We start from the raw sequence: 23,841 nt of genomic DNA on the forward strand, positions 1-23,841 counted from the left end.
CAAACTAAACGATTTAGCTCATTATAAGGCACGATAGGCGTCGAATGTGACACCTTCATGACGTATCAGATTTCCAGTGCTCCGGCGGCGGCCTGCGAGGCCTCCACCACGCGGTTGCGGCCGGCCTGTTTGGCCTCCTGCAGCGCCTCGTCGGCGCGTTTGAACAGGCTCACGGTGCTGTCGTCGGCGCGGATGGTGGTCACGCCCAGGCTGGCCGTCATGTTGATGACCGCCTTTTCCGCCTTGACCGGCAGCGCGGCGACGGCGTTGCGGATGCGCTCCGCCACCATCAGCGCATCCTCCTGCGAGGTACGCGGCAGCTGGATGGCGAATTCGGCGCCGCCGAGGCGGCCCATCAGGTCCGAGTCGCGCAGCTGCTTCTTGCAGACGTCGACCATCGCCTTCAGCACCAGATCGCCCACCGGATGGCCGTAATTGTCGTTGACCCGCTTGAAATGGTCGAGATTGAGGATGATCAGCGCGGTCGGCATGCCGGGCCGGCGCGCCAGCGCGATCCACGGCGTCAGCGCGTTGTAGAAGCCGCGCCGGTTCGGCACGTCGGTCAGCGCGTCGACCACCTCCAGCCGCGCCAGCTCGCCCTGCGACTGCTCGCGCGACAACAACAGATAGCCGAAGGCATTACTCAGCATCATCAAATATAGCGCGGCGAGGCCGGCGCCCTGGATCAGCTCGATGCTGAGCCAGCCCCAGCCCTGTCCGTCCTGCAACAGCGCCGTCAGCACGCCGCGCGCGGCCACCACCAACGCCAGCGCCAGCATCGCCAGCACCAGATAACGACGCAGCATGCTGCCGGCCGACCAGCTGCGGCCCAACGCGGCGGCGCCGGCCACGAAAAACAATCCGGCCGCGACCGAGGCGATGGCGATGCGCTCGGCGGCGGGCAAGCCCAGCAGCCAGGCGCCGCTATAGACGCCGATCGCCATGCCCAGCACCGGCAGCAGGTAGCGCCGCCAGACGCGGCGGCCGGCCTGCTCCCACAGCGCGGACGCGTCCAGCGCGAAACCGGTGAGCAGGATGGCGTTGGCAAGGGGAATGGTCAGGAAATCCGGCAGCGTGCCGCGCAGGTACAGCAGGGCCCAGGCCACGGCCTGGCACTGCTTGGCGGTGGTCCAGGTGGCGTGGCCGCTGCTGCGGACCTCGCTCTGATAAAAGAACAGCGCCGCGCACAGGCTCAGATTGCCCAGCGCCAGCGCCAGTACCAGGGTTTTTATATCCATGACCGGGGTCGGGTCAGACCTCGTGTTCGACGTTGCTGCTGCCGTCGCCCATCTTGCTGGCCCAGGCGCGGCTGAAGAAGGCCTTCTCTTCATCGGTCGGGGCATCGTGCCAGAACACGATCAGCGTGCCCTTGTGGTCGTGCATCTGGCTGAACTTCTCGATGAACGTCGGATTGCCGGCGACGTCGGCCAGCGCCACCACGTAACCGTAGACGCGGGTCAGGCGCTCCAGGCGGTCGGGTTCGGTCAAGCTGTTGGTGGCGGTAAGCGTAGGGTGGTCTAAAAACATCTTCTCTCTCTCCAAGTCGGCCGGCTGGCCTGTGCTAACGCCAATGTACCTACTATTTTTCCGTCTGTAAATGCAACGGGCGGCATGCTACTATAAATTGATCCGCCAAATCCACAAGCGCCCCATCTTGACCCAGCCTATCCATCGTCCCCAGGTACGCACCCACGGCGACAAGCGCCTGCTCGAATTCCAGCCCGGCATGGTGCAGAGCGAGATGCGGCTGTCGCGCCCGGACGATCTGGTGCTCAGCTACGCACGCGCCATGATGTGCTTCGTGCTGTTCCATCCGAAGCCGGAACACATCGTCATGGTCGGCCTGGGTGGCGGCTCGCTGGCCAAGTTCTGCCACCGCTACCTGCCGCACAGCCGCATCACCGTGCTGGAACTTCGCGCCGACGTGATCGCGCTGCGCGAGCAGTTCGCCATCCCGCGCGACAGCGCCCGCTTCCGCATCATCCAGGCCGACGCCGCCGACTACATGGCGCGGCTCAAGGGCAGCGCCGACGTGCTGCTGGTCGACGGCTTCGACGACCAAGGCTTGCCGCCGGCGCTGGGCAGCGCCGCCTTCTACGCCGACTGCCGGCGCGCGCTGCGTCCGGGCGGGGTGATGGCGACCAATATCTTCAGCTACGACCCGCACTACGGCGCCATGCTGAAGCGGCTGCGGCTGGCGTTCGAGGGCCGCATCTGCTGGTTCCACGGCATCGCCGGCAACAACCGCATCCTGTTCGCGGTCAAGGGCGGCGCGCCCTCCCCGGCGCTGGCCATGCAGCGCAAACTGGCGCGCGGCCACGGCCTGCCGCTGGCGCTGATGAATCGCTTGTGGGCGCACTGGATCGTGCTCAAGCTGCGCTGGGGCATGGCGGTTTAGGAAACAGGCTAGCATGTGGCAATTTAGCAAATGGTCCGGGACAAAATCTGTCGCCACGGCATTTTTTGTGACACACTAGAACCATCCCCCGCCCTCCGGAAATCGCAATGGCGCGTTCCCGCAAGTCATCCAAGATATCGCTGGCGGCCATCCTGACGCTGGCGACCGGCTGCGCGGTCACCTCGATGCTGTTCGTCGCCGTCAGTGCGCTGGAGTACGGCAAGATGGAGCTGAGCTTCCAGCAGCGCGCCCACATGCGCGCCGCCGCCATCCATCGCGGCCTGGACGACACGCTGGAACTGGTCACCATCCTCAACGACCTGTTCAAATCGGTCGGCGTGGTCGGCCGCGAGCAGTTCGGCGACTTCACCCGGCCGCTGCTGGCGCGCTATCCCTTCGTGCAGGCTTTCAATTTCCACCGCGTCATGGACGAGCCCGAGGCGCGCCGCTTCGAGGCCGCGATGCGGACCCGCTTCCCCGGCTACCGCCTGCACGACGCCGACAACCGGCCGGCGCCGCCGCGTCCGCTGCACGTGGTGGTCGATTACCTGGAACCGCTGGCGGGCAACGAAGCCGCCTTCGGGCTGGACGTGGGATCGATCCCGGCCATGATCAAGACCATCAACGAAGGCGTCGCCGCCGGCCAGACCCGCGCCACGCCGTTGCTGCGCCTGATCCAGGAGCGCGCGAAACAGAAAGGTTTCGTGCTGATGATGCCGGTTTACCGCCCGGGCGCCGACACCGCGACGGCGGCGCAGCGGCGCGCGGCATGGATCGGCAACACCAGCGCGGTGATCCGCTCGACCGACCTGGTGCACAAGATCCTGCTCGGCGCCGATCTGCTCGACGACCATCAACTGGTGCTGCGGGTCTACATCGGCGACGACGTGCGGCCCGACAACCTGGTCTACAGCCAGGGCCGGGACAGCGGCGAACCGGCCGCCGACAAGGCGCTGCAGCGCTGGCTGGCCTTCGATTACCACGACCTCTACACCAGCACCTTCAGCGCCGCCGGCAAGTCCTGGCACGTGCAGGTGACGCCGCTGCCGCGCCCCTTCCTGAGCGAGCACCTCGGCTCGCTATCGACGCTGATCGGCGGCCTGCTGTTCTCGTTGCTGACGGCGGCCTTCGTCAACTCGCTGGCGCGCCGCTCGGTGCGGGTGCAGCGGCTGGTGGACGAGCGCACGCTCGACCTGCAACGCAGCAACGAGCAACTGAACCAGGACGTGGCCGCGCGCAAGCAAACCGAGCTGGCGTTGCAGGAAAGCGAGCACCGCTTCCGCCGCCTGCTGGCGCTGTCGTCCGACTGGTACTGGGAACAGGACGAGGAGTTCCGCTTCACCAACATCACCGGCGGCTTTTTCGACAAGGGCAAGCAGGATCCGGAACGGTTCATCGGCAAGACCCGCTGGGCGCTGCACCCCGAGTTGTGGAACACGCGCTGGGGCCGCGACCACGTCGCCATGCTGGAGGCCCACCTGCCCTTCACCAACCTGGAATACGCGCTGCCCGGCAGCGACGGCCAGACTCACTGGTTCAGCACCAGCGGCGAGCCGGTGTTCGACCACGCCGGGGTGTTCCGCGGCTATCGCGGCACCGGCAGCGAGATCACCGAGCGCAAGCTGTCCGAGCAGCGCATCCACCACATCGCCCACCACGACGTGCTGACCGGCCTGCCCAACCGGGTGCTGCTGCAGGACCGGCTGACGCAGGCCGCCGCCTACGCCAACCGCAGCGGCAATCCGCTGTGGGTGATGCTGATCGACCTCGACCGCTTCAAGTTCGTCAACGACAGCCTCGGCCACAAGGCCGGCGATCTGCTGTTGAAAACCGTGGCGCAGCGGCTGCAGGACAGCGTGCGCGAGAGCGACACGGTGGCGCGGCTGTCGGGCGACGAATTCGTCGCCATCCTGGCCGAGTATCCGGACGCGGCGCTGTCGCACGAGGTCACGCAACGCATCATGCGCGCCGTGGCGCAGCCGGTACTGCTGGAGGGGAAGGAATTCTTCGTCACCTGTTCGATCGGCGTCGCCGTCTACGACCCGGACGGCACGCCGGCGCAGCGCCTGATCGAGCATGCCGACATCGCCATGTACCGCGCCAAGAAGATGGGCCGCAACAACACCCAGTTCTACCAGCCGGCGATGAACGAGGAAGCGCTGGAGCGGGTGCGCATCGAAAGCGCGCTGCGCAACGCGCTGGAGCGCGACGAGTTCGTGCTGCACTACCAGCCGCAGCTGGATCTGCAGAGCGGCCGCGTGGTCGGCATGGAGGCGCTGATCCGCTGGCAGCATCCGGAGCTGGGCATGGTCGCGCCGGGCCGCTTCATCGGCCTGGCCGAGGAAACCGGCCTGATCGTGCCGATCGGCGCCTGGGTGCTGCGCACCGCCTGCGCCCAGGCCAAGGCCTGGCAGGACGCGGGCCACGGCGTGCTGCGGATCGCGGTCAACCTGTCGCCGCGCCAGTTCAGCGAGCCCAAGCTGCTGGCCGCGATCGCCGAGGTGCTGCGCGAGACCGGCCTGCCGCCGTCCTGCCTGGAGATCGAGCTGACCGAGGGCTTGTTCATGAACGACGTGGCGCTGGCGGTGGAGCTGCTGCACAAGCTGAAGGCGCTGGGCCTGGCGCTGTCGATCGACGACTTCGGCACCGGCTATTCCAGCTTCTCCTACCTGCGCCGCTTCCCGATCGACGTGCTGAAGATCGACCGCTCCTTCATCAGCGACATCGGCGAAGGCGACGAGGCCGCCATCGTGGTGTCGATCATCGCGCTGGCGCACAACCTCAAACTGCGCGTCATCGCCGAAGGCGTCGAGACGGCGGCCCAGCTCGACTACCTGCGGCGCAACGGCTGCGACGAAATCCAGGGCTACTACTTCAGTCCGCCGGTGCCGCCGATCGAGTTCGAGCGCATGCTAATCGACGGCAAGAGCTTGCAGCCGGCGCTGGTGTGATCGGCGTCTAGGCCGGCGGCCGGTGCGCCGTCTCGGCGGCCGGGACCGGCGGAACGAAGCCGGCAGCGGATTTCGGCGCGCGCTTGCGTTTCTTTGGCGCTAGCATGGTGCCGCTGCAGGTCGGCGCGCCGCAGCGGCAGGCGAACTCGCGCTTGATGGCCGGGGTGTGGCGGCCCTCGTAGATCAGCGGATAGGAATAGCTCAGTTCCTCGCCGGCCTTGATGTCATGTAGCGCGTAGATGAAGATGCGGCCGTCTTCCTCGATCGCCTCGCAATTCGGTTCGCAGGAGTGGTTGATGAAGCGCGAATCGTTGCCGTGGTCGCCGCCGTCGACGACGTTGCCGTTCGCCAGGCTGAAGAAGAAGGTGTGGTTGTGCGGCCCGTTCTGCCTGGCCGCGCGCGCCTGCGCCTCGTCCCAGGTGATCTCGCGGCCGGTGTACTCGACCACGCATTCGCTGACGGCGATATCGCGCCGCGCGAACACGCCGCTGCCGTGCACCGTCGAACGCTCGACGCGGTACGCGGGCTGTTGGTCTGGGACTTGCTGGATTTCTGATGGGCTGGCGCTGGGCATGGTGGGCAATGTGGTCGAAGGTTTTTTGATTAGACCACAGCCACCTCCATCATTCAATCCGCACGCGCGCGTTTGGTCAAGGAAATACATCTAGACTATTTTTTCTACATAAACTAGACTTGCCCCCACCATCACAAAGGGCAGCCCATGAAGTCTATCAGCGCACTCGGATTTTTCTTCGCCCTCGTCAACGCGCTGGCCACCGCCGCGCCGGCCAGCCCGGAGCAAGCGGTGGCGGAATTCATCCGCAGCGAAATGGCGGAGCGCCGGATCCCCGGGCTACAGATCGCCGTCATCCGGCATGGCAAGCCGGTGCTGTCACGGACGTTCGGCACCGCCAGCATCCAGTATGGCGTCCCGGTCGGCGCCGACAGCGTGTTCTCGATCAACTCCGCCACCAAATCGTTCACCGGCGTCGCCGTCATGCAATTGGCGGAACAGGGCAAGCTCGATCTGCAGGCGCCCGCCTCGCGCTATCTGGATAACCTGCCCGCCGCGTGGCAAGCCATCACCGTCACGCAACTGCTCGCCCATACCTCCGGCCTGCCCGACATCATCGATCCGGCCACCTCGAACCTGCTGCCGGGCGGCGCCGACGCGGCTTGGAAAGCGGTGCAGGCGCTGCCGATGGAATCCGCGCCCGGCCAGCGCTTCAGCTACAACCAGACCAACTATGTGGTGCTGGAGAAAATCATCGCGCGGCAAAGCGGCGAGCCCTTCCTGCAATTCATCCAGCGGCGGCAATTCGACGCGGTCGGCATGCCCAACAGCAGCTTCGGCGACACCCTGGACGTCATCAAGAACAAGGCCAACTCCTACCGCCTGGCCGGCGACGGCAAGACGCTCACAAACGTGATCGAGGATTTCCCGGTCTATACGCGCGCCGGCGCCGGCATCAACAGCAACGTGCTGGACCTCGGCAAATGGATCGCGGCCCTGCAGCAAGGGCGCTTGCTCACGCCGGACAGCCTGCGCCGGTTGTGGCTGCCGACCACGTTTTCGGACGGCAAGCCCGCGCCGTGGGCGCTGGGCTGGCCGGCCATCCGGCGCGACGCGCATCGCGCCGTGGCCGGCATCGGCGGCGCCCGCTCGGCGTTCTATGTCTATCCGGACGACGACCTGGCGATCATCATCCTGACCAACCTCGCCGGCGCGCAGCCGGAACAGCTGATCGACGCGGTGGCGGGGCTGTATCTGCCGGAGCTCAGGAAAATCAACGGCGGCGCGTATGCGATTTATCGCCTGCGCCAGCTCATCGAGCAATCCGGCTACGGCGAGATCGACCGAAAACTACAACAGGTGATGGCGCGGCACGCAGTCTCCCAGCCGTCGCAGAACGACCTCAACAGCTGGGGCTATCGCTTGCTGGCCAGGCATGAGAACAAAGCGGCCGTGGTGGTGCTGGACCTGGCGGCGCGGCTCTACCCCGATAATGCCAACGCCCATGACAGCCTGGCCGAAGCCCATGAGGCCGACCATGCCACCGCGCTGGCGATCCGGCATTACCGGCGCTCGCTGGAGCTCAATCCGCAAAACCGCAACGCGGCCGAACGCCTGAACATCCTGGCGCCGGGCAGCTAGGCTTCGCCTCCGGGTGCCTTGAACAAATCCTCCAGCTCGGCGCGCGTGGTGGGTTTGCGCACCACGCCCTTGACGCCGCTGAACTCGTCTTCGATATTGTCACGGTAGTAGCTCCACGCCGCGCCCGACGTCGACAGCTTGCGCCACACCTCGGTGCCGACGCCGGAATAATCGATGGCTTTGCCGTCGTCGAATTCGACCCGCAACATGCGCTCGCGCGGATCGTAGCCGATGGCGCGCAGCTTGCCTGCGTTGACTTTCTTCATTTCCATGTCAGCTCCTTAGTCGTCCTTGGCCAGCGGCCGCACATAGTCCAGCAGGCTCACCAGCGTCTTGCCCGGCTCCTCGAACTGTACCAGGTGCGAGGAATTCTCGAACCACACCGCGCGCTTGTACGGCGCGCGCACTTTGGACAGCCACTCGGCCGTCGGCTGCGACGGCGTGGTGTAGTCGTGCCGTCCCATGAACATCACCACCGGCACCGGGAAACTGTCCACCGGCTTGAAGTCCACCTCCAGCCATTCCTTCAACACCCGCTCCAGCGTCAACAGGCTGCCCTGGTCGATCGCCTTCACCGCGCGCGCGTCGTACTCCGGCGACAGCAGCGGCGCGTTGAAATAGTAGCCGAAGTCGCCGCGATACGCGGCCAGCCCGCCGTAGTGCTGGGCCCAGGTGCGCTCGACAATGATACGCTCGCGGGTGATCGGCGTGTTGCCCGGATACGGCGCAATCGACTCCAGTTCCTTGACCGCCTTGGCGTTGTTGCCCTTGCGCGCCTGCGCCATGGCGAAATCGAAGCTGAGCTTTTCATTGTCCAGCATGCTGATCACCTGGCCGATGCCGACGTAGGCGTGGAACAGCTCCGGCCGCGCCAGCACCGCGCGCATGCCGACCACCGTGCCCCAGCTGTGGCCGACCAGGATCACCTTGCGCTTGCCGTAACGCTTGGACACCGCCTGCGCGATCTCCACCGCATCGTCGACGAAGCGGTCTATGCGCAGCGTCGGGCGCACCGCCTCGACGTCGTTGTCCAGATAAGTCTTGCCGGCGCCGCGCTGGTCGTAGTTGACCACGGTGAAGTATTCCTCCAGCGGCCGCTGGTACAGCCACATGGTCGGCGCGCTGGGCGAGGCCGGGCCGCCGTGGACGAACAGCAGCACCGGATTGGCGCGATCCTGGCCGCGCGTGTAGATCCACTGGTCGATGCCGCCGATGCGCAGCTTGAAATTTTCCTGCACGCCGTTGGGAGCGACGATGCGGGACACGTCGGCGACGATCTCGCGCCCGGACGGTTCGGCCGCCAGCGCGACCGCCGCCGTGCCGACGCAGGCGGCGAACAGCGCGAGATGTATCGCCGCCCGCTTCATCACTTGCGCGAGCCGTGCACCATCTGCCGCGCCTGCTTGCGCAACAGCGCCTGTTCCCAGCGCTGCTTCTGTTCGTCGGTTTCCGGCACCAGCACCGGCACCTCGACCGGCTTGCGGCCCTCGTCCACCGCCACCATGGTGAAATAGCAGCTGTTGGCGTGCCGCACCAGCCGCTGCTGGATGTTCTCCGTCACCACGCGGATGCCGACCTCCATCGAGGTCCGGCCGGTATAGTTGATCGACGCCAGGAAGGTCACCAGTTCGCCCACGTGGATAGGCTGGAGGAACATCACCTGGTCCACCGACAGCGTCACCACATAGCTGCCCGAATAGCGGCTGGCGCAGGCGTAGGCCACGCTGTCCAGATACTTCAGGATCGTACCGCCGTGAACGTTGCCGGAGAAGTTGGCCATGTCCGGCGTCATCAACACCGTCATGCTCAATTCGTGGGCCACCCAGCTCATCGGTTTTTCCATTGCTAACTCCTTATTGATGTTTTACACCATGCTATCCGCTAAGCTTCGCATTCGCAAATAGTTATCTGGAAACTTGGAGTTTGTCGTATGCTTTGCGCTTACTTCTACGAGGAGCGTTCATGAAATGGAAAGCCCTGGCCGCCGGCATCATGCTCGGCATGGCCGCCGCCGCGCAGGCCGTCACGGCCGATCAAGTCCAGACCTTCACCCTGCCCAACGGCATGAAGTTCATCGTGCTGGAATCGAGCACCATCCCCAACGCCAATATGTACACCTTCTGGAAAGTCGGCTCGCGCAATGAAGCGCCCGGCATCACCGGACTGTCGCACTTCTTCGAGCACATGATGTTCAACGGCTCCAGGAACTACGGCCCGAAAATGTTCGACCGCACCATGGAAGCCAAGGGCGGCTCCAACAACGCCTACACCAGCACCGACCTGACCGTGTACCAGGACTGGTTCCCGGCCGCGTCGCTGGAGACCATCTTCAAGCTGGAGAGCGACCGCATCGCCCACTTGACGATCGATCCGAAGATGGTCGCCAGCGAACGCGGCGTGGTGCTGTCCGAGCGCAGCACCGGCCTGGAAAACTCCAACATGCGCGTACTGCGCGAAGAGATCAACAGCGTCGCCTACAGCGCCCATCCGTATTCGTGGTCGGTGATCGGCAACGAGTCCGACATCAAGGCCTGGACCCAGCAAGACCTGGAAACCTACTTCAAGACCTATTACGCGCCGAACAACGCGGTGTCGGTGATCGTCGGCGACGTCAAGGCGGCCGAGGTGAAGCAACTGGCCACGAAATATTTCGGCGCCATCCCGAAGCGGCCGCTGCCGCCGGCGGTGCGCACCGTCGAGCCTGAGCAAAAGGGCGAACGCCGCGTCTTCGTCGCCAAGGAGTCGGCGACCTCGGCCAACCTGGTGGTCGCCTACAAGATCCCGGCCGCCAACAATCCCGACTATTACGCGCTGGAAGTGCTGCAAAGCCTGCTGGCCGACGGCAAGACCTCGCGCCTGTACAAGGCGCTGGTGGAGCGGCAACTGGCGACCCAGGTCGGCGCGAGCAGCTTGGACGGCTTCGATCCGGGCCTGCTGTACGTGTCCGCCGTGGCCGCCGCCAAGGTCGAACCGGCGCAGCTGGAGAAGGCGCTGCTGGCGGCGCTGGACGAGGTGGTGAAAAATGGCGTCGGCGCCGAGGAGCTGCAGAAGGTCAAGAACCAGAAACTGGTCAATCTGTACCGCGAGCAGGAAACCATCAACGGCAAGGCGCAGCAGCTGGGCAACTACGAAGTGTTCTTCGGCGACTACAAGAAGATGTTCGACGCCCCCGCCCAATACGAGAAACTGACGCCGGCCGACATCCAGGCCGTGGCCGCCAAATACCTGAAAAAATCGCAGCGCACCGTCGGCGTGCTGGCCGCGAAGGAGGATTGATCCATGAAGAAAACCATCATCGCCGCCGCCGTGCTGGCCGCTTGCGCTGCCGCCGCGCCCGCCTTCGCGGCGGAGTTCCGCCTGCCCGCCTTCGAGACCGTCACGCTGCCCAACGGCCTGACCGTGTATCTGATGGAGCGCCATGAGGTGCCGCTGATCTCGGTGCGCGCCGTGGTCAAGGCCGGCGCCGTCAACGACGCCGCCCAGCCCGGACTGTCCAACCTGACCGGCGACGCGCTGCTGCTCGGCAGCACGGCCCACAACAAGACCGCCATCGACCAGGCCTTCGACGACCGCGGCGCGCGCCTGGCCGGCGGCGCCGGCACCGAGTCCAGCGTGGTCCAGGCCAACTTCGCCCGCGCCGACAGCGCCGCGCTGCTGCCGCTGTTCGCCGAAATCGTGCAGCAGCCGAGCTTTGACGACGCCGAACTGGGCAAGCTGCGCGAGCGCAAGGTCAGCGGCCTGAAGCAGGCCAAGGAAGCGCCGCGCAACGTGGTCGGCAATTACTACCGCGCCATGCTGTTCGGCGACAGCCCGTATGCGATCCCGGCCAGCGGCACGGTCAGCAGCGTCGCCGCGCTCAAGCAGGCCGACGTGCGGCGCTACTACCAGCACTACTATCGCCCGGACAACGCCGCCATCATCGTGGTCGGCGACTTCCAGGCGGCCGAGATGCGCAAGCAGATCGCGTCGCTGTTCGGCGCCTGGAAGGCCAGCGGCCCGGCGCTGCCGCCGCAGGACAACGGCAAGGTCCAGGCCGACAAGGCGCGGGTGTGGCTGGTCAACAAGCCGGACGCGATCGAGACCACCTTCCTGATCGGCGGCGCCGGCATCGCCCGCAACGATCCGGACTACGTGCCGCTGCAAGTGCTCAACACCATCGTCGGCGGCCGCTTCACCTCGTGGCTGAACGACGAGCTGCGCGTCAACTCCGGCCTGACCTACGGCGCCCGCAGCGAGTTCGCCACCTTGTCGCAAACCGGCACCTTCGCCATCTCCAGCTTCACCGCGCTGCCCAAGACCGAGGCGGCGCTGGCCCTGGCGCACAAGACCTATCAGCGCTTATGGGACAAGGGCATCGACCAGGCGACGCTGGAATCGGCCAAGGCCTACGTCAAGGGCCAGTTCCCGCCGCGCTATGAAACCGGCGAGCAGCTGGCCGGGCTGCTGGGCGAGATGTACGCGTCCAAGGTCGGCCGCGAGCAGATCGACAACTTCATGAAGGACGTCGACAGCCTGACGCCGGAGCGCGCCAAGGCGCTGGTGGACAAGCACTTCCCGCGCAACAAGCTGCAAACGGTCCTGGTCGGCAAGGCGGACGCCATCCGCGCCATCGCCAAGACCTACGGCGAGGTGACCGAGCTGGAAATCACGGCCGACGGCTTCAAGCCCTAGACCGTATCGAGCTGGCGCACCAGCCGCTCGATGTCCTCGGTGACGCCGGGGCAGGCGTCGAGCACCAGCGCCAGCTGGTCCCAGGCGGCGCTGGAGGCATCGTCCTTCAGCGCCAGTTCCGCCAGGTGCGACAGGCTGGACAGGCGGTCCGCGCCCACCGTGCCGGCCAGCCCCTTCAGCGTATGCAGCGCCGGCAACGCGGCCTTGCGGTCGTGCTCCTTGCCGGCCGCATGCAATTGCGCGCACAGCCTGCCGCCCTCCACCACGAAACTGCGCAGCGCCATCACATAGATCGAATGCAGGCCGCCCAGCCGCTTCAAGGCGGCGGCGCTGTTGAGCCCGGCCTCGGGCAGCGCGACCGCGCCGGCGGCGTCCGACAACGCGGCGGCCACGCTGGCGTTGGCGCGCGCCACGGTCGCCAGCGCCGCGCCGTCGGCGGCGGCCGCCGTCAATGGCCGGCCGTCGCGGCGCGCATGTTGAAGGATCACGGCGATCAGCTGCGTCAGGTCGAACGGCTTGCCGACGTGATCGGCCATGCCCGCCTCCAGCGCGGCGAGGCGGTCGGCCGGCATCGCGTTGGCCGTCATGGCGACGATCGGCGGCGCCGCCGCGCCCAGCTTTTGCTGGATCGCGTGGGTCGCCTGGTAGCCGTCCATGTCCGGCATCTGGATATCCATCAGGATCAGATCCGGCAGCGCCCCCGGCCGCGAAATCGCGGCGATCGCCATCGGGCCGGAGTTGGCCACCTCGACCTCGGCGCCGTCGTTGCCCAGCAGCTCGCGGGCGACCTGCTGGTTGGCCGGATTGTCGTCCACCAGCAGCAGCCGCAGCCCAACCAGGCGCTGCATCGACGGCATCGCGATCGCCGCCAGCGGCGCGCGGTTTTCCAGCCGCGCATCGGCCACCGCGTCGAACAGCATCGAGGCGGTGACCGGCTTGACCACGAAACCATCCAGCACCGGCGACATTTCCAGGTGCCGTTCCGCCAACAACTCGCGGTCGTGCGCGGTGACCATGACGATCAGCGGCATCTTCCCTTCCGGCGCCAGCGCACGGATGCGGCAGCTGGTTTCCCAGCCGTCCAGCTCCGGCATGCGCCAGTCGATCAGCACCACGTCGTAGGCGCGGTGCGCCGCCAATTGCATCGACACCGCCGCCAGCGCCTCGTGTCCGCCTTCCGCCACGTCGACCTGCCAGCCGAACGAGCCGGCCATCTCGCTGAGCACGGTGCGCGCGGTCGGATTGTCGTCGACCACCAGGCATTTCAGGCCGCGCAGCAGTTCGTGGCCGGGCGGCAGCGCATCGGCCGCCGCCTGGTGCGCCGACACCGGCTGCACCTCGCCGATGCCGAACTCGACGACGAAGTCGAACACGCTGCCCATGCCGAGCTTGCTGTTGACGTGCAGCGTGCCGCCCATCAGCCGCACCAGCCGCTGGCTGATCGCCAGGCCCAGGCCGGTGCCGCCGTAGCGCCGCGCGGTCGAGGCCTCGGCCTGCGAGAAACCGTCGAAGATGCGCAGGCACTGTTCGTCGGAAATGCCGATGCCGGTGTCGCGGATCGCGAACGCCACCGACAGCGTGGTGGCGGTCTGCGCCAGCACGTCGGCCGACAGCACCACCTCGCCGCGCTCGGTGAACTTGATGGCGTTGCCGGCCAGGTTCAGCAGGATCTGCTGCAGGCGCAGCGCGTCGCCGACCACCAGCGCCGGCAGCGCCGGATCGATGCGGAACAGCACCTCGATATTCTTGTCGCCGACGTTGGCCGACAGGATCACCGCCAGGTCGCGCCACACCTTGTCGAGCCGGAACGGATGCGGATCGAGGCCCAGCTTGCCGGCCTCCACCTTGGAGAAATCGAGGATGTCGTTGAGCAGGCCCAGCAAGGCACTGGCGGCCGAATGCGCCTTGGCCGCGTAATCCTGCTGGCGTTCGGTCATCTGGGTCTGCTGCAGCAGTTGCAGCATGCCCAGCACCGCGTTCATCGGCGAACGGATCTCGTGGCTCATGTTGGCGACGAAGTCGGATTTGGCGCGGCCGGCCTGCACCGCCTCCTCCTTGGCGCGGGTCAGCGCCTCGTGGGCGGCACGCGACTCGGTGCTGTCGGTGCTGCTGCCGACCCAGCCGAGGATGACGCCGTTGTCGTCCTTCTGCGGCAGCGCGTGGTTGTCGAACACCCGCCACGCGCCGTCGCGGCGGCGCAGCCGGCAGTCGCAGCGGAACTGGTCGGCGCCGGCGATGGCGCGCTGCCAGGCCGCCCGCACCTGCTCGATATCGTCGCGGTGGATCACCTTCGACCAGTCGCCCTGCTGCATCAGCAGCTCGATCGGCAGGCCGCTGAACTCGGCCCAATGATGGCTGAGGAAATCAATGCGCAGTTCCGGGGTCGCGGTCCACACCATTTGCGGCAGTCCCTCGGTCAGCGAGCGCCAGCGCGATTCGGACGCCGTCAGCCGCGACAGCGACCCCTGCAGCGCGCGATCGATGTCGACCAGCTGCTGCAGGGCATGGAATTGCCGCTTCAGGCTATAGCGCACCGCCAGCAGCAGGCCGCCGCCGAGCAGCACCACCGCCGCCAGGAACAGCGAAGCGTTGCGCACCTCCTTGTGCCATTGCGCCAGGAAATCGTCGCTGGCCAGCCCAACCAGCACATACACCGGATAGCCACCGATCTTTTCCACGCTCAGCGTACGCTCGCGGTTGTCGCGCGGGCTGACCACGGTGTAGCTCGCGCTCTTCTTCTTGCCGTCGAGGATGGCCTGGGTCAGCGCGTTGACCTTGATGACGCTGCCGATCTTCATGCCCTCGACTTCGGGATAGCGGTGCAGCACGCGCTTCTTGTCGTCCAGCAGCACGATCGAGCCGTGCTCGCCGATGTTGAGCGAGGCGAACGACTCATTGATGCGCGAGCTGTTCATCAGCACGTAGGCGCTGCCGCCGAACTGGCCGTTGGGCAGCGTCAGCGGATACACCAGCGGCAGCACCCACTCGCCGGTGATGCGCGACTTGACCGGCACGCCGAAGATCAGCTCGTGCTCGGTCTGCACGCGGGCGAAGAATTCGCGGATGGTCAGGTCTTGCGGATGCTTGATGTCGACATCTTCGCCGTAGATCACCCGGCCGGCCGCGTCGGAGCCGCGCACCGCCTGCGCATGCGGCATGCGCTCCTTGAGGGTGCGCAGGAAAGCGCTGAACTCGGCATCGTTGAAACGGTGCTCCTCATGCATGACGCGGAACTCGCGGTCGGCGCGGCGCATCGCCAGGTCGACTTCCTCGAAATGCGAATGCAGGAAGTTTTCCAGCGTCAGCGACAGGTTGTGCGAGGTCTCCTCGGCGGCGGCGTAGTAACGCATGCGGCTCTGGTTGAGCACGTGGGCGACGAACAACGCCACGATCAGCAGCACCACGACCACGGCGGCCACCAGCACTCCGAACAATTTTCTGAACTTCTGCAGCGTGGCAAGTCTCATGGTGGGTCAGCGAGTTCTCGTGCTCAACTTGATACACTACAATAAAACAAAAAAACGCCCGAGTGGGCGTTTTTTGTTGTCGTTGTGTAAAAACAGACTAAATACCTTGATTCTCGATGTCGGTGAGCGACTCGCGACCTTTATCGCTAATATCGAAGCCGCCTTCGGCGCGCGGAACGATATGGGATTTTTTGCCGAGGAACATGGCGACGTCGGCGTCGAGGGCGCTGGCGGGATCGGCGGCGACCGCGCGCAGACCCATGATGCAGCGGCGCAGGAACAAGGTCTGCTCACCTTTGTCGGTCAGCGACACACGGCCATCGCGCGCCACGCTGAACAGTTTGAGCGCGGCCAGGCGCTTGGTGTTGCGGCCGACGCAGGCGCTGACGCGCTCGCCCTTGGTGGGACCGCGCTTGACTTCATCCAGCGCGTTGTACTCGTCCTGCGTTAATTTCTCGTTCTTCATTGCCATTTTTTCCATAAGAGACAGCTGCGGCCCCCATGGTACGCGCCCGGCCCGGTCAGAGCAAGGCAATGGCAATAAAGTTATTGCTGTAGCGCTCGGATCGTCAGCCACACCAGGCCGATGCTGGCGAAGGCGGCCACACAAATCAAGGCTTGCACACGCTTGGCGCTCAAGGCGACGCTGCGACGACCAAGGTAGATTTTGTTGTGTAAGGAATTGCCCATGATGCTCTCCGAGAAGGGGAAACCGATGACATGACTAAATTATAGGAACTCTTTCATGACCCCAGTGTGACGGACAACACAAAGATTAAAATATGTGTCCAGCGAGCAACAACAATCACACTTTCTCACGGCTATTCAGAGCATGACGAAGCATACCGTCCGCCAAGGGCGGCGGACGGTGCGTTGGCACACATAGTCGATCAATCGATGCTCACGTTTTGATAGGCGGAGCGGGTGGTGTCGGCTCCTCGATCGGTGCCTGTTCGGGCAGCGGCGTATTGTCCGGCGGCGGATCTTTCTCCGGCGCCGGCGGTGGCGTATCGGGATCCGGGGTGGTGTGGGCGTGGATGGTCATGGCGATCTCCGTGATGAACTTAAGTGCAGTGTTGGGGAGATCGCGCGAGATACAAGGCTGCGGTGCGCCGCTGCGTGCGGCAACACACGCAGCGGATCGCCGCGCTATTTGATACGGAAAAGCATGTCGACGGTCTGCGACCATTTCAGCACGTCGATGGTGAGGAAGTCCTTGTCCGGCTGCGGCGGCGTGACGCCGGCGCGGGCCCGGTAAAAATCGCCCGGCATCAGGCCGACCGCGCCGGTCAGGTTGCGCAGCTGGCCGGACGACACCGCCGCCACCGCGCCCAGCTTCCTGCCGAAGCCGGCCGCCATGTTCTCGGCGCGGCGCTGCGCGTCCTTGACCGCCACGGCGGTCAGCTCCTGCTCGACCTTGAGGCGGTCGGTGCGGCCGAAGGTGGTCGACAGATGATCGACATTCGCCATCGCCAACAACGCCGACATGATCGCGCGCCACCTGCCCAGGTCGCGCACGACGATGTGCACCGAACTGCGGATATCGTACTCGGGCGCGGCGGCCGGATCGGGGTTGGCGGACTTGCGCATCTCCTTGCGCACATCGCGCACTTCGGCGCTGGCGCCGTGCTCGCCCTCGCCGCCCTGCTCGGCCAGCAAGGCCCGCACCTCGGCCGCGCGCGCCTGGACCGTGGCCACCGCGGCGGCCGGGTCGGGATCGAAGGCGCTGAGATCGAAATCGATCTCGCCCATGTCCGGCGCCACCATCAGGAAGCCCTCGCCGCCGGCGTGGACGAAGGGATAATCGGGCAGGCTGGAGGCATGGACGGCGAACGGCAACAGCGCAACGGCCAGGGCAAGCGGCTTGAACATGGATGTTTTCCAGAGTTGTAGAGTTTGCAGTATCCCAACTACTTGCAAAAACCACAAGCGCTCCCATCTGCGACGTCAACGACACAACTGGAGCGCCCCATGTTCACCCCCAAGCCACCGCGTTCGGTGCAAGACAACCGCCCCGTCGCCGTAATGGTGGTCAAGCAAGAGAAAACCGGCGCCGTCGACAAGCACATGCTGATCGTCGAAACGCCGACCAAGCCGCCTAAGACGCCGAATACGCCGAAGGCCAAGTAGAATACCGGCTTTCCCAGCCACCGGACCATCCCATGAGCGCCACGCCCCTGACCGACGACGAATACGACACCCTGGACGACCTGCTGGCCGGCATGGGCGCGCAAACGATGGATGTCGCCAAATTGGAAGGCTATCTGACGGCGCTGGTCGCCGGGCCGGCCGAACCGGCGCAGGACGTGTGGCTGCCGAAGGTCTGGGGCGGCGGCGAAGGCGGCGCGGAAGCGAAGGCGCTGGTGCTGCGCCACCATGAATACATGCGCACCTGGCTGGCCAAGGATCCGGGCAGCTTCGAGCCGATCTACGAATGCGGCGGCAGCTGGACGGTGGAAGCGTGGTGCGAAGGCTTCCTGGCCGGCGTGCAGCTGGACGCCGACGCCTGGGCCCCGCTGCGCGCCAGCCAGCCGGCGCTGCTGGTGCCGTTGCAACGGCCGGTGAACGCCGCCAAGGTCGCGGCATCGGTGGTGCAGATCAACGCCTTCTTCCACGCGCCGCAAGTCAAGACGGCCAAGCCCGGCCGCAACGACCCCTGCCCCTGCGGCAGCGGCAAGAAATTCAAGAAGTGCTGCGGCGCCGAATAAACTCCGGAGTTTTATTTGCCGTTGATGACGGCCTTCAGCAAGACGAAGGTTTCGTGCTGGATCGCTTGCTCGTTGGCTTTGAATTCCTTGTTGGCCTTGATGTAGGCCGGCTTTTTCAGCGCTGCTTTTTCGGCGGCGGTCGGCGTCGGCGCGCTCGGGCCTCCGAGGGAGGCGCCGCTGTTGTAGGTCTGCTGTAGCACTTTCTGGCCGTAGCTGGACTGGTAGAAATTGGTCATCTCGACCGAGGTCTCGGTGCTCAGCAGACGCGCCACCGGCAGCGCCAGCCGGCTGTAGACCACTTCCGGCTGCAACTTGATCACCTTGTCCATCACTTCCTTGCGCTGCGCCGGCGACGCATATTGACTGCCGCCGGCGGTCATGCGCATCATCTTTTCGGCCTGCATCGCCGCCATCAGGTCGTGCGCGGCCTTCACTTGCGCGGCGTCCGGATTCGGCGTGGCGGCGTGCACGGCGCCCACCAGCAGCGAGGCGATCAGGAATGCGGCGTAGGATTTCTTCATCTTTGCTCCTTGGGAATTTGCCCGCATTCTAGCCTGAAATTCCCCCCCCGATCGTTCGCTTGCTAGCTTACTTCGGGAACACCAGCGCCTGCAGGTTGGCGTAGAAGGCCTGGATCGTTTCCGCCGAGCCGCCGACCTGCTGCACGATCATCGATACTTCGTGCCGTCCCGGCGGCAAGCTGAACACGTAGGAGCCGTCGCTGCCCTGCCGGTCCGGCACGTAATCCGCGCCCTCGCCGCTGCCGCCCGACAGATTGGTGCGCTTGACCACCACCGGCGTGCCGTTGTCCACCACCAGCGAGGCGCGCACCGAGCATGGGCAGCCGGCCTTGCTCAGGTTGCCCAGCTGGCTGGTGAACTGTACCAGCACGTCGCTCTGCTGCGTCAGCAGGAACGCGGTGCTGGCCAGCGTCTTCGGCTCCAGCTTGCTGATGTTGGTGTGCGCGCGGTTGTTGGTGTTGGAAAACGCGATACCCGGCGCGGCCGGCGTCTCTGCGGCGAAGGCGCTTGCCGACGCCAGCAACAGCCCGGCGATAATTAAAAACTTACCCATCTTGACCATCCTTATTTAATTAATCTTTTACAGCGATGACGGCGGCGGCATCGATGCCAGCGATATCGCGGCCACCAGGGCGCCGACCAGCAGCAACGATTCGAACCGCAGCAACAGCAACACCACCGGCTTCACCTTGCCGCGCGATGCGATGTCCGGGAAGCCGATCAGGCGGTTGTAGGCGCCGATGGCCATCGCCAGCAGCACCAGCCCGACTTTGATCAGCAGTAAGGTCGAGTACGTGTTGCCACCGACGTTGCTCCATGAACCCAGCCGCATCGCCACGTTATACAGACCGCTCAGCAGGATGCCGACCAGGGCGACCGTCGCGCTCGCCGACAAGCGCTCCAGATACAGCTCGCGCTCGGGCGCAGGCAGCGCGCCGGCGTCGCGATGGCGCGGCACCACGATCCATGCCGACATCACCACGATGCCCAGCCACAGCGAGGTCAGGATCAAATGCAGGCATTCGACCGCGAAGCCGAGGCTGAACACGCCGTCCTCGGCCGCATGACTGTTCATGGCGCGGCAGCAGGCGAACGCCGCCAGCGAGAAGCCGAGCGCCAGCGCGCGCCACCGGCGCGGCTCGCCCTTGACCAGCGCGATCACCACCACCATGATCAGCACGCCGGCCACGCAATTGCGGCCCATCGCCGTCCGCGTCACCGTCATCCAGAACGCCTGGTGCGCGGCCGACAGCGGCAGCCCGCTCATGGTCGCGGCGGCCGCATACAGCGAGGTCGCGCCGGCGAGCATGCAGGCGATGGCCGCCCACGGTTCGCCACGGCGCAGCATGGCGTGACTGGCGAGCGTCGTCGGCGCGCTCCCGGCTCCCAGACACCAGCGGCTGCACAACGAGCCGATCAGCCAGGCGTAGCCCAGGTACAACAACAGCCCGGAGGCGAACTGCAACAACGCCACGCCCGCCAATTATTTCACCGTGAACTTGAGATCGCCTTCGCGGCGGTGGCCGTCGTGGCCGATCACCGCGTAGTGCGCCACATACTCGCCGGCCGTCAGCGCGGGCGCTTGCAGCACCAGCTCCAGCGGCGTCGCCGGGTCGACCTTGGCCGGCTGCGTGACGACGGCGGCGCCATCGGCGCGCTTCAGGGTGATGGTGCTGAAAGCGCCTTCCAGCGGTTCGTTGAAGGTCACCGAGATGATCTTCGGCGCGGCGTCCAGCACGGCATCGGCGGCCGGCTCGGACTTGGTCAGTTTAGGGTGGGCGACGGCGCTGGCGCTCAGCACCAGGCTCAGTAACATTACGTGCAGTCGTTTCATCTGGCTTCCTTGGTAGTTGATATGGACGGCGACAACGGCCGACTGCCGCTCGCCTCCATGAAGCTAGTCTGCAATGGAAAATATATGGCTTCAACCTTGCCAAGCAGTAGATGTATAAGCCGAGCTTATACAAATTAATTTCACGCTGGCAGTTGGCGGCGCTATGCTGGAAAATGCCGCATAATCGTGCAAAAATCATCCTCCGCACACTGAGAGAGCGCCCGTGCGCCATTTTGGGGCGGCTCGGATTTGGTGAAAAAAGAACACCTTGTAGCGTTTCCTCAACATTGCCTGAGAATTTCAGCGGGTGGCGCGGGCGCACTTTCACAGCAAAACCGCGCAAATCTATAAGCCCAACTTATAGACCTAGTGCCCGATCGTGTTGAGATCGCATTTTCCTTGGCCAATACTAGTTTCAGCCGCACTCAAAGCCAAACAACTCAAGGAATCATGATGCTCAAGGAAAAGCTGTTATCCCAATCGGTCCGCCAAACATTTTCTTGCGGTCATAGCCGCCACTTGCCGCCGGCCCTGCTGGCGCTGACGCTGCTGGCCTCGGGCCAGGCGTTGGCGCAGGATGCGCCGGCCGCCGCCAAGGCCGCCGACGCCGAGCCGCAATCGGTGGTGGTGACCGGCTCGCGCTTCGGCAGCCGCATCGTCAGCGAATCGGCCACGCCGATCGATCTGGTGTCGGCCAAGGAACTGTCGCACGGCGGCCAGCTGCAGCTGCAATCGGCGCTGAAAGAACTGGTGCCCTCCTTCAGCGTGTCGACCCCGGCCGCGACCGGCGGCACGCTGGACTTCGCCAGCTCGCCGACGCTGCGCGGCCTCGGCCCGGGCGAACTGCTGTTGCTGGTCAACGGCAAGCGCCGCCACTCGATGGGTACCTTGAACGTCAACAACCAGATCGGCCGCGGCGACGTGGCCTACGACTTCAGCACCATTCCGGTGTCCGCCATCGGCCGCGTCGAGGTGCTGCGCGACGGCGCCTCGGCCCAGTACGGCGCCGACGCCATCGCCGGCGTCATCAACATCGTGCTCGACAAATCGCTGGGCGGCAGCGCCAGCGTCATGTCCGGCATCAGCACCGAAGGCGACGGCCGCGTGGTCGAGACCAACGCCTCGCTCGGCGTGCCGCTCGGCGAAGACGGCGTGCTGCGCGCCAGCGTGCGGCTGCAGGACCGCAACGAGAGCAACCGCTCCACGCCCGACACGCGCCAGCAATACTTCGGCAACAACGGTGCCAGCGCCGCCTCGTCCTTCTACGGCTCCGGCATCGGCCTGACGCCGTCCAACGGCACGCTCGACGCCCGCGAAGCCACGATCAACCGCAACACCTATCACCTCGGCGACACGCCGTTCCTGAGCAAGGCGATTTTCCTCAACGCCGAGAAGCCGCTGGCGCAAGGCGTCAAGCTGTACTCGTTCGGCGGCTTCAGCCGCCTGGACGGCGAGTCCTACGGCTTCGCGCGCCGCGCCGCGCAGGATGAAACGGTGCGCAGCATCTATCCGGACGGCTACGCGCCGCTGGTCCACGTCAACATGGAAAACAGTTCGCTGGCGCTCGGCGCCAAGGGCGAGGACATGCTGGGCTTCGACTGGGACCTGTCGACCGCGTACGGACGCAGCAAGGTCGATACCGGCCGCAGCAACTCCAACAACGCCTCGCTGGGCAACGCCAGCCCTACCACCGATTACTTCGGCGGCATCCGCTTCGGCCAGTGGACCAGCAACCTCGACCTGACGCGCCAAATCCCGCTGGCCAGCGGCGCGCCGCTGAAGCTGGCGCTGGGTCTGGAGTTCCGCAAGGAATACTTCGAGGAAGTGGCCGGCTCGCTGAACAGCTACCAGAACGGCGGCGCCACCATCATCGGCGGCCCGAACAACGGCAAGCCGGCGCCGATCGGCACCCAGCCATCGGTCGGCAACAGCCCGCTCGACGCCAGCAACAACCAGCGCCACAGCACCGCCGTGTACGGCGAACTGGAACGCGACGTGACCGCGCAATGGATGTTGTCCGGCGCCGCGCGCCACGAAAACTTCTCCGACTTTGGCGGCAGCAACACCTTCAAGCTGGCCACCCGCTACGCGCTGACGCCGGCGCTGGCCTTGCGCGGCTCGGTCAGCACCGGCTTCCGCGCGCCGAGCCTGGCGCAGTCGTACACCAGCAACACCTCGACCATCTTCGTCAACGGCCTGCCGGTGGTGCAGCGCCTGACGCCGGTCAACAACCCGATCGCGCAAGCGCTGGGCGCGACCGACCTGAAACCGGAGAAGTCGCGCAACGTCTCGATCGGCGCGGTGTGGAGCGAAGGCGCGTTCACCGTCTCCGGCGACGCCTACCGCATCGCCATCGACGACCGGCTGGCGCTGTCGTCGCTGTTCCAGGACGCGCGCATCACCGCCAAGCTGGCCAGCCTGGGCTACGCCGGCATCAACGGCGTCAGCTTCATGAGCAACGCCATCGACACCGTCACCAAGGGCATCGACGTGACCTCCAGCTACCGCTTGCCGATGGCCGAGCGCGGCACGCTGGTGGTGACCGCTTCCGGCAACTACAACAAGACCGAGATCGAGCGCATCTCGGCCGCGCCGAGCCAGCTGACCTCGCTGGGCATCACCACCCCGCTGTACGACCTGACGCAGCAGGTGCGCCTGACCGACGCCTCGCCGAAGACCAAGTTCGTGCTCGGCCTGAACTGGAAAAAGGGCGATTGGACCGTCAACCTGAACAACATCCGCTACGGCGAAGTGGCGGCGGTGGCCTTCACCTCGCTGACGCCGGCGCAGATCGCGGCGGTCACGCCGGGTTACGACGTCAGCCTGGTGCCGGTCTCGGCCACGTCGGCCAATTCGCAGGTGATCCAGAAGTTCGGCGCCAAGATCATCACCGACCTGAACCTGAGCTACCAGATCAACAAATCGACCAGCGTCACGGTCGGCAGCAACAATCTGTTCGACGTCTACCCGGACAAGAACCTGGCCTCGACCGCCGCCAGCGTTGCCGCCGGCACCAACGGCTCGGACAACGCCGGCACCTTCCCTTACAATTATGTGTCGCCGTTCGGGTACACGGGCCGTACCGTGTTCGCCAAGCTCGACTACAAGTTCTGAACCATGCCGACATCGACTCCTC

23 protein-coding genes are annotated in these 23,841 nt (G+C 65.6%); 8 read left to right on the forward strand and 15 right to left on the reverse strand.

Going from position 1 to position 23,841, the window contains the following annotated elements; all coding sequences use genetic code 11:
• Positions 1-65: 65 nt before the first annotated feature.
• On the reverse strand, positions 66-1,238 hold the full coding sequence (locus GW587_RS06650; RefSeq protein WP_166100164.1) for a GGDEF domain-containing protein: 1,173 nt from the start codon (positions 1,236-1,238) through the stop codon (positions 66-68).
• A gap of 13 nt (positions 1,239-1,251) precedes the next feature.
• Positions 1,252-1,527 (reverse strand): hypothetical protein, encoded by a 276-nt coding sequence (locus GW587_RS06655; RefSeq protein ID WP_166100167.1) that lies wholly within the window; start codon positions 1,525-1,527, stop codon positions 1,252-1,254.
• A gap of 127 nt (positions 1,528-1,654) precedes the next feature.
• On the opposite strand from GW587_RS06655, the gene GW587_RS06660 reads away from it, so the two are divergent.
• Positions 1,655-2,398, forward strand: a complete 744-nt coding sequence (locus GW587_RS06660; RefSeq protein WP_229259317.1) for a spermine/spermidine synthase domain-containing protein — start codon at positions 1,655-1,657, stop codon at positions 2,396-2,398.
• Positions 2,399-2,505: 107 nt separating this feature from the next.
• The gene (locus GW587_RS06665; RefSeq protein WP_166100169.1) at positions 2,506-5,349 is read left to right on the forward strand and encodes a bifunctional diguanylate cyclase/phosphodiesterase; all 2,844 of its coding nucleotides are present in this window, start codon (positions 2,506-2,508) and stop codon (positions 5,347-5,349) included.
• Positions 5,350-5,356: 7 nt separating this feature from the next.
• On the opposite strand, the gene GW587_RS06670 is transcribed toward GW587_RS06665, so the two are convergent.
• Positions 5,357-5,923 (reverse strand): SET domain-containing protein, encoded by a 567-nt coding sequence (locus GW587_RS06670; protein WP_166100171.1) that lies wholly within the window; start codon positions 5,921-5,923, stop codon positions 5,357-5,359.
• Positions 5,924-6,070: 147 nt separating this feature from the next.
• Between GW587_RS06670 and GW587_RS06675 the strand changes: the two genes are divergently transcribed.
• Positions 6,071-7,504, forward strand: coding sequence for a serine hydrolase domain-containing protein (locus tag GW587_RS06675; RefSeq protein WP_166100173.1), 1,434 nt, complete (start codon positions 6,071-6,073; stop codon positions 7,502-7,504).
• Here GW587_RS06675 and GW587_RS06680 read toward each other — a convergent pair.
• The 3 genes from GW587_RS06680 to GW587_RS06690 are packed head-to-tail and all read right to left on the reverse strand — an operon-like array spanning position 7,501 to position 9,347.
• The gene (locus tag GW587_RS06680; protein ID WP_166100175.1) at positions 7,501-7,776 is read right to left on the reverse strand and encodes a KTSC domain-containing protein; all 276 of its coding nucleotides are present in this window, start codon (positions 7,774-7,776) and stop codon (positions 7,501-7,503) included. The two genes, GW587_RS06675 and GW587_RS06680, sit on opposite strands and share 4 nt — an antisense overlap.
• A 9-nt stretch (positions 7,777-7,785) precedes the next feature.
• Positions 7,786-8,871 carry an alpha/beta hydrolase gene (locus tag GW587_RS06685; RefSeq protein ID WP_166100494.1) on the reverse strand — a complete coding sequence of 362 codons (1,086 nt, stop codon included), beginning with the start codon at positions 8,869-8,871 and terminating at the stop codon, positions 7,786-7,788.
• Complete coding sequence (locus GW587_RS06690; protein ID WP_166100178.1) at positions 8,871-9,347, reverse strand: acyl-CoA thioesterase; 477 nt, start codon at positions 9,345-9,347, stop codon at positions 8,871-8,873. The genes GW587_RS06685 and GW587_RS06690 overlap by 1 nt, the downstream gene beginning before the upstream one ends.
• A gap of 119 nt (positions 9,348-9,466) precedes the next feature.
• On the opposite strand from GW587_RS06690, the gene GW587_RS06695 reads away from it, so the two are divergent.
• Entirely contained in the window at positions 9,467-10,780 is a 1,314-nt protein-coding gene (locus GW587_RS06695; protein ID WP_166100181.1) for a M16 family metallopeptidase, read from the forward strand.
• A gap of 3 nt (positions 10,781-10,783) precedes the next feature.
• Positions 10,784-12,175, forward strand: a complete 1,392-nt coding sequence (locus GW587_RS06700; protein WP_166100183.1) for a M16 family metallopeptidase — start codon at positions 10,784-10,786, stop codon at positions 12,173-12,175.
• Here the strand turns inward: GW587_RS06700 and GW587_RS06705 are convergent.
• The 5 genes from GW587_RS06705 to GW587_RS06725 form a co-directional block, all read right to left on the reverse strand.
• Positions 12,172-15,642 carry a response regulator gene (locus GW587_RS06705; protein ID WP_166100185.1) on the reverse strand — a complete coding sequence of 1,157 codons (3,471 nt, stop codon included), beginning with the start codon at positions 15,640-15,642 and terminating at the stop codon, positions 12,172-12,174. The two genes, GW587_RS06700 and GW587_RS06705, sit on opposite strands and share 4 nt — an antisense overlap.
• Positions 15,643-15,739: 97 nt before the next feature.
• Complete coding sequence (locus GW587_RS06710) at positions 15,740-16,108, reverse strand: hypothetical protein (RefSeq protein ID WP_166100497.1); 369 nt, start codon at positions 16,106-16,108, stop codon at positions 15,740-15,742.
• An 80-nt stretch (positions 16,109-16,188) separates the two neighbouring features.
• Positions 16,189-16,332 (reverse strand): hypothetical protein, encoded by a 144-nt coding sequence (locus GW587_RS06715; RefSeq protein WP_166100188.1) that lies wholly within the window; start codon positions 16,330-16,332, stop codon positions 16,189-16,191.
• Between the two features lie 211 nt (positions 16,333-16,543).
• Entirely contained in the window at positions 16,544-16,687 is a 144-nt protein-coding gene (locus tag GW587_RS06720) for a hypothetical protein (protein ID WP_166100190.1), read from the reverse strand.
• A gap of 104 nt (positions 16,688-16,791) precedes the next feature.
• Positions 16,792-17,514, reverse strand: a complete 723-nt coding sequence (locus GW587_RS06725; RefSeq protein WP_166100193.1) for an SIMPL domain-containing protein — start codon at positions 17,512-17,514, stop codon at positions 16,792-16,794.
• A 99-nt stretch (positions 17,515-17,613) separates the two neighbouring features.
• On the opposite strand from GW587_RS06725, the gene GW587_RS06730 reads away from it, so the two are divergent.
• Both GW587_RS06730 and GW587_RS06735 read left to right on the forward strand, forming a co-directional pair.
• Positions 17,614-17,772 (forward strand): hypothetical protein, encoded by a 159-nt coding sequence (locus tag GW587_RS06730; protein ID WP_166100195.1) that lies wholly within the window; start codon positions 17,614-17,616, stop codon positions 17,770-17,772.
• Positions 17,773-17,804: 32 nt separating this feature from the next.
• On the forward strand, positions 17,805-18,350 hold the full coding sequence (locus tag GW587_RS06735) for a UPF0149 family protein (protein ID WP_166100198.1): 546 nt from the start codon (positions 17,805-17,807) through the stop codon (positions 18,348-18,350).
• A gap of 11 nt (positions 18,351-18,361) precedes the next feature.
• On the opposite strand, the gene GW587_RS06740 is transcribed toward GW587_RS06735, so the two are convergent.
• From GW587_RS06740 to GW587_RS06755, 4 genes are all read right to left on the reverse strand, one after another.
• A complete protein-coding gene (locus GW587_RS06740; RefSeq protein WP_166100200.1) occupies positions 18,362-18,871 on the reverse strand; it encodes a DUF2059 domain-containing protein in 510 nt (169 codons plus the stop codon).
• Between the two features lie 67 nt (positions 18,872-18,938).
• Positions 18,939-19,424, reverse strand: a complete 486-nt coding sequence (locus GW587_RS06745; protein ID WP_166100203.1) for a hypothetical protein — start codon at positions 19,422-19,424, stop codon at positions 18,939-18,941.
• 27 nt (positions 19,425-19,451) lie between these two features.
• Positions 19,452-20,345 (reverse strand): CopD family protein, encoded by an 894-nt coding sequence (locus GW587_RS06750; protein WP_166100206.1) that lies wholly within the window; start codon positions 20,343-20,345, stop codon positions 19,452-19,454.
• 9 nt (positions 20,346-20,354) lie between these two features.
• The gene (locus tag GW587_RS06755) at positions 20,355-20,705 is read right to left on the reverse strand and encodes a copper resistance CopC family protein (RefSeq protein WP_166100208.1); all 351 of its coding nucleotides are present in this window, start codon (positions 20,703-20,705) and stop codon (positions 20,355-20,357) included.
• A gap of 450 nt (positions 20,706-21,155) precedes the next feature.
• On the opposite strand from GW587_RS06755, the gene GW587_RS06760 reads away from it, so the two are divergent.
• Positions 21,156-23,819 carry a TonB-dependent receptor plug domain-containing protein gene (locus GW587_RS06760; protein ID WP_207393359.1) on the forward strand — a complete coding sequence of 888 codons (2,664 nt, stop codon included), beginning with the start codon at positions 21,156-21,158 and terminating at the stop codon, positions 23,817-23,819.
• Positions 23,820-23,841: the final 22 nt, after the last annotated feature.

Source organism: Duganella aceris (assembly GCF_011090165.1).
Lineage (GTDB): Bacteria > Pseudomonadota > Gammaproteobacteria > Burkholderiales > Burkholderiaceae_D > Rugamonas > Rugamonas aceris.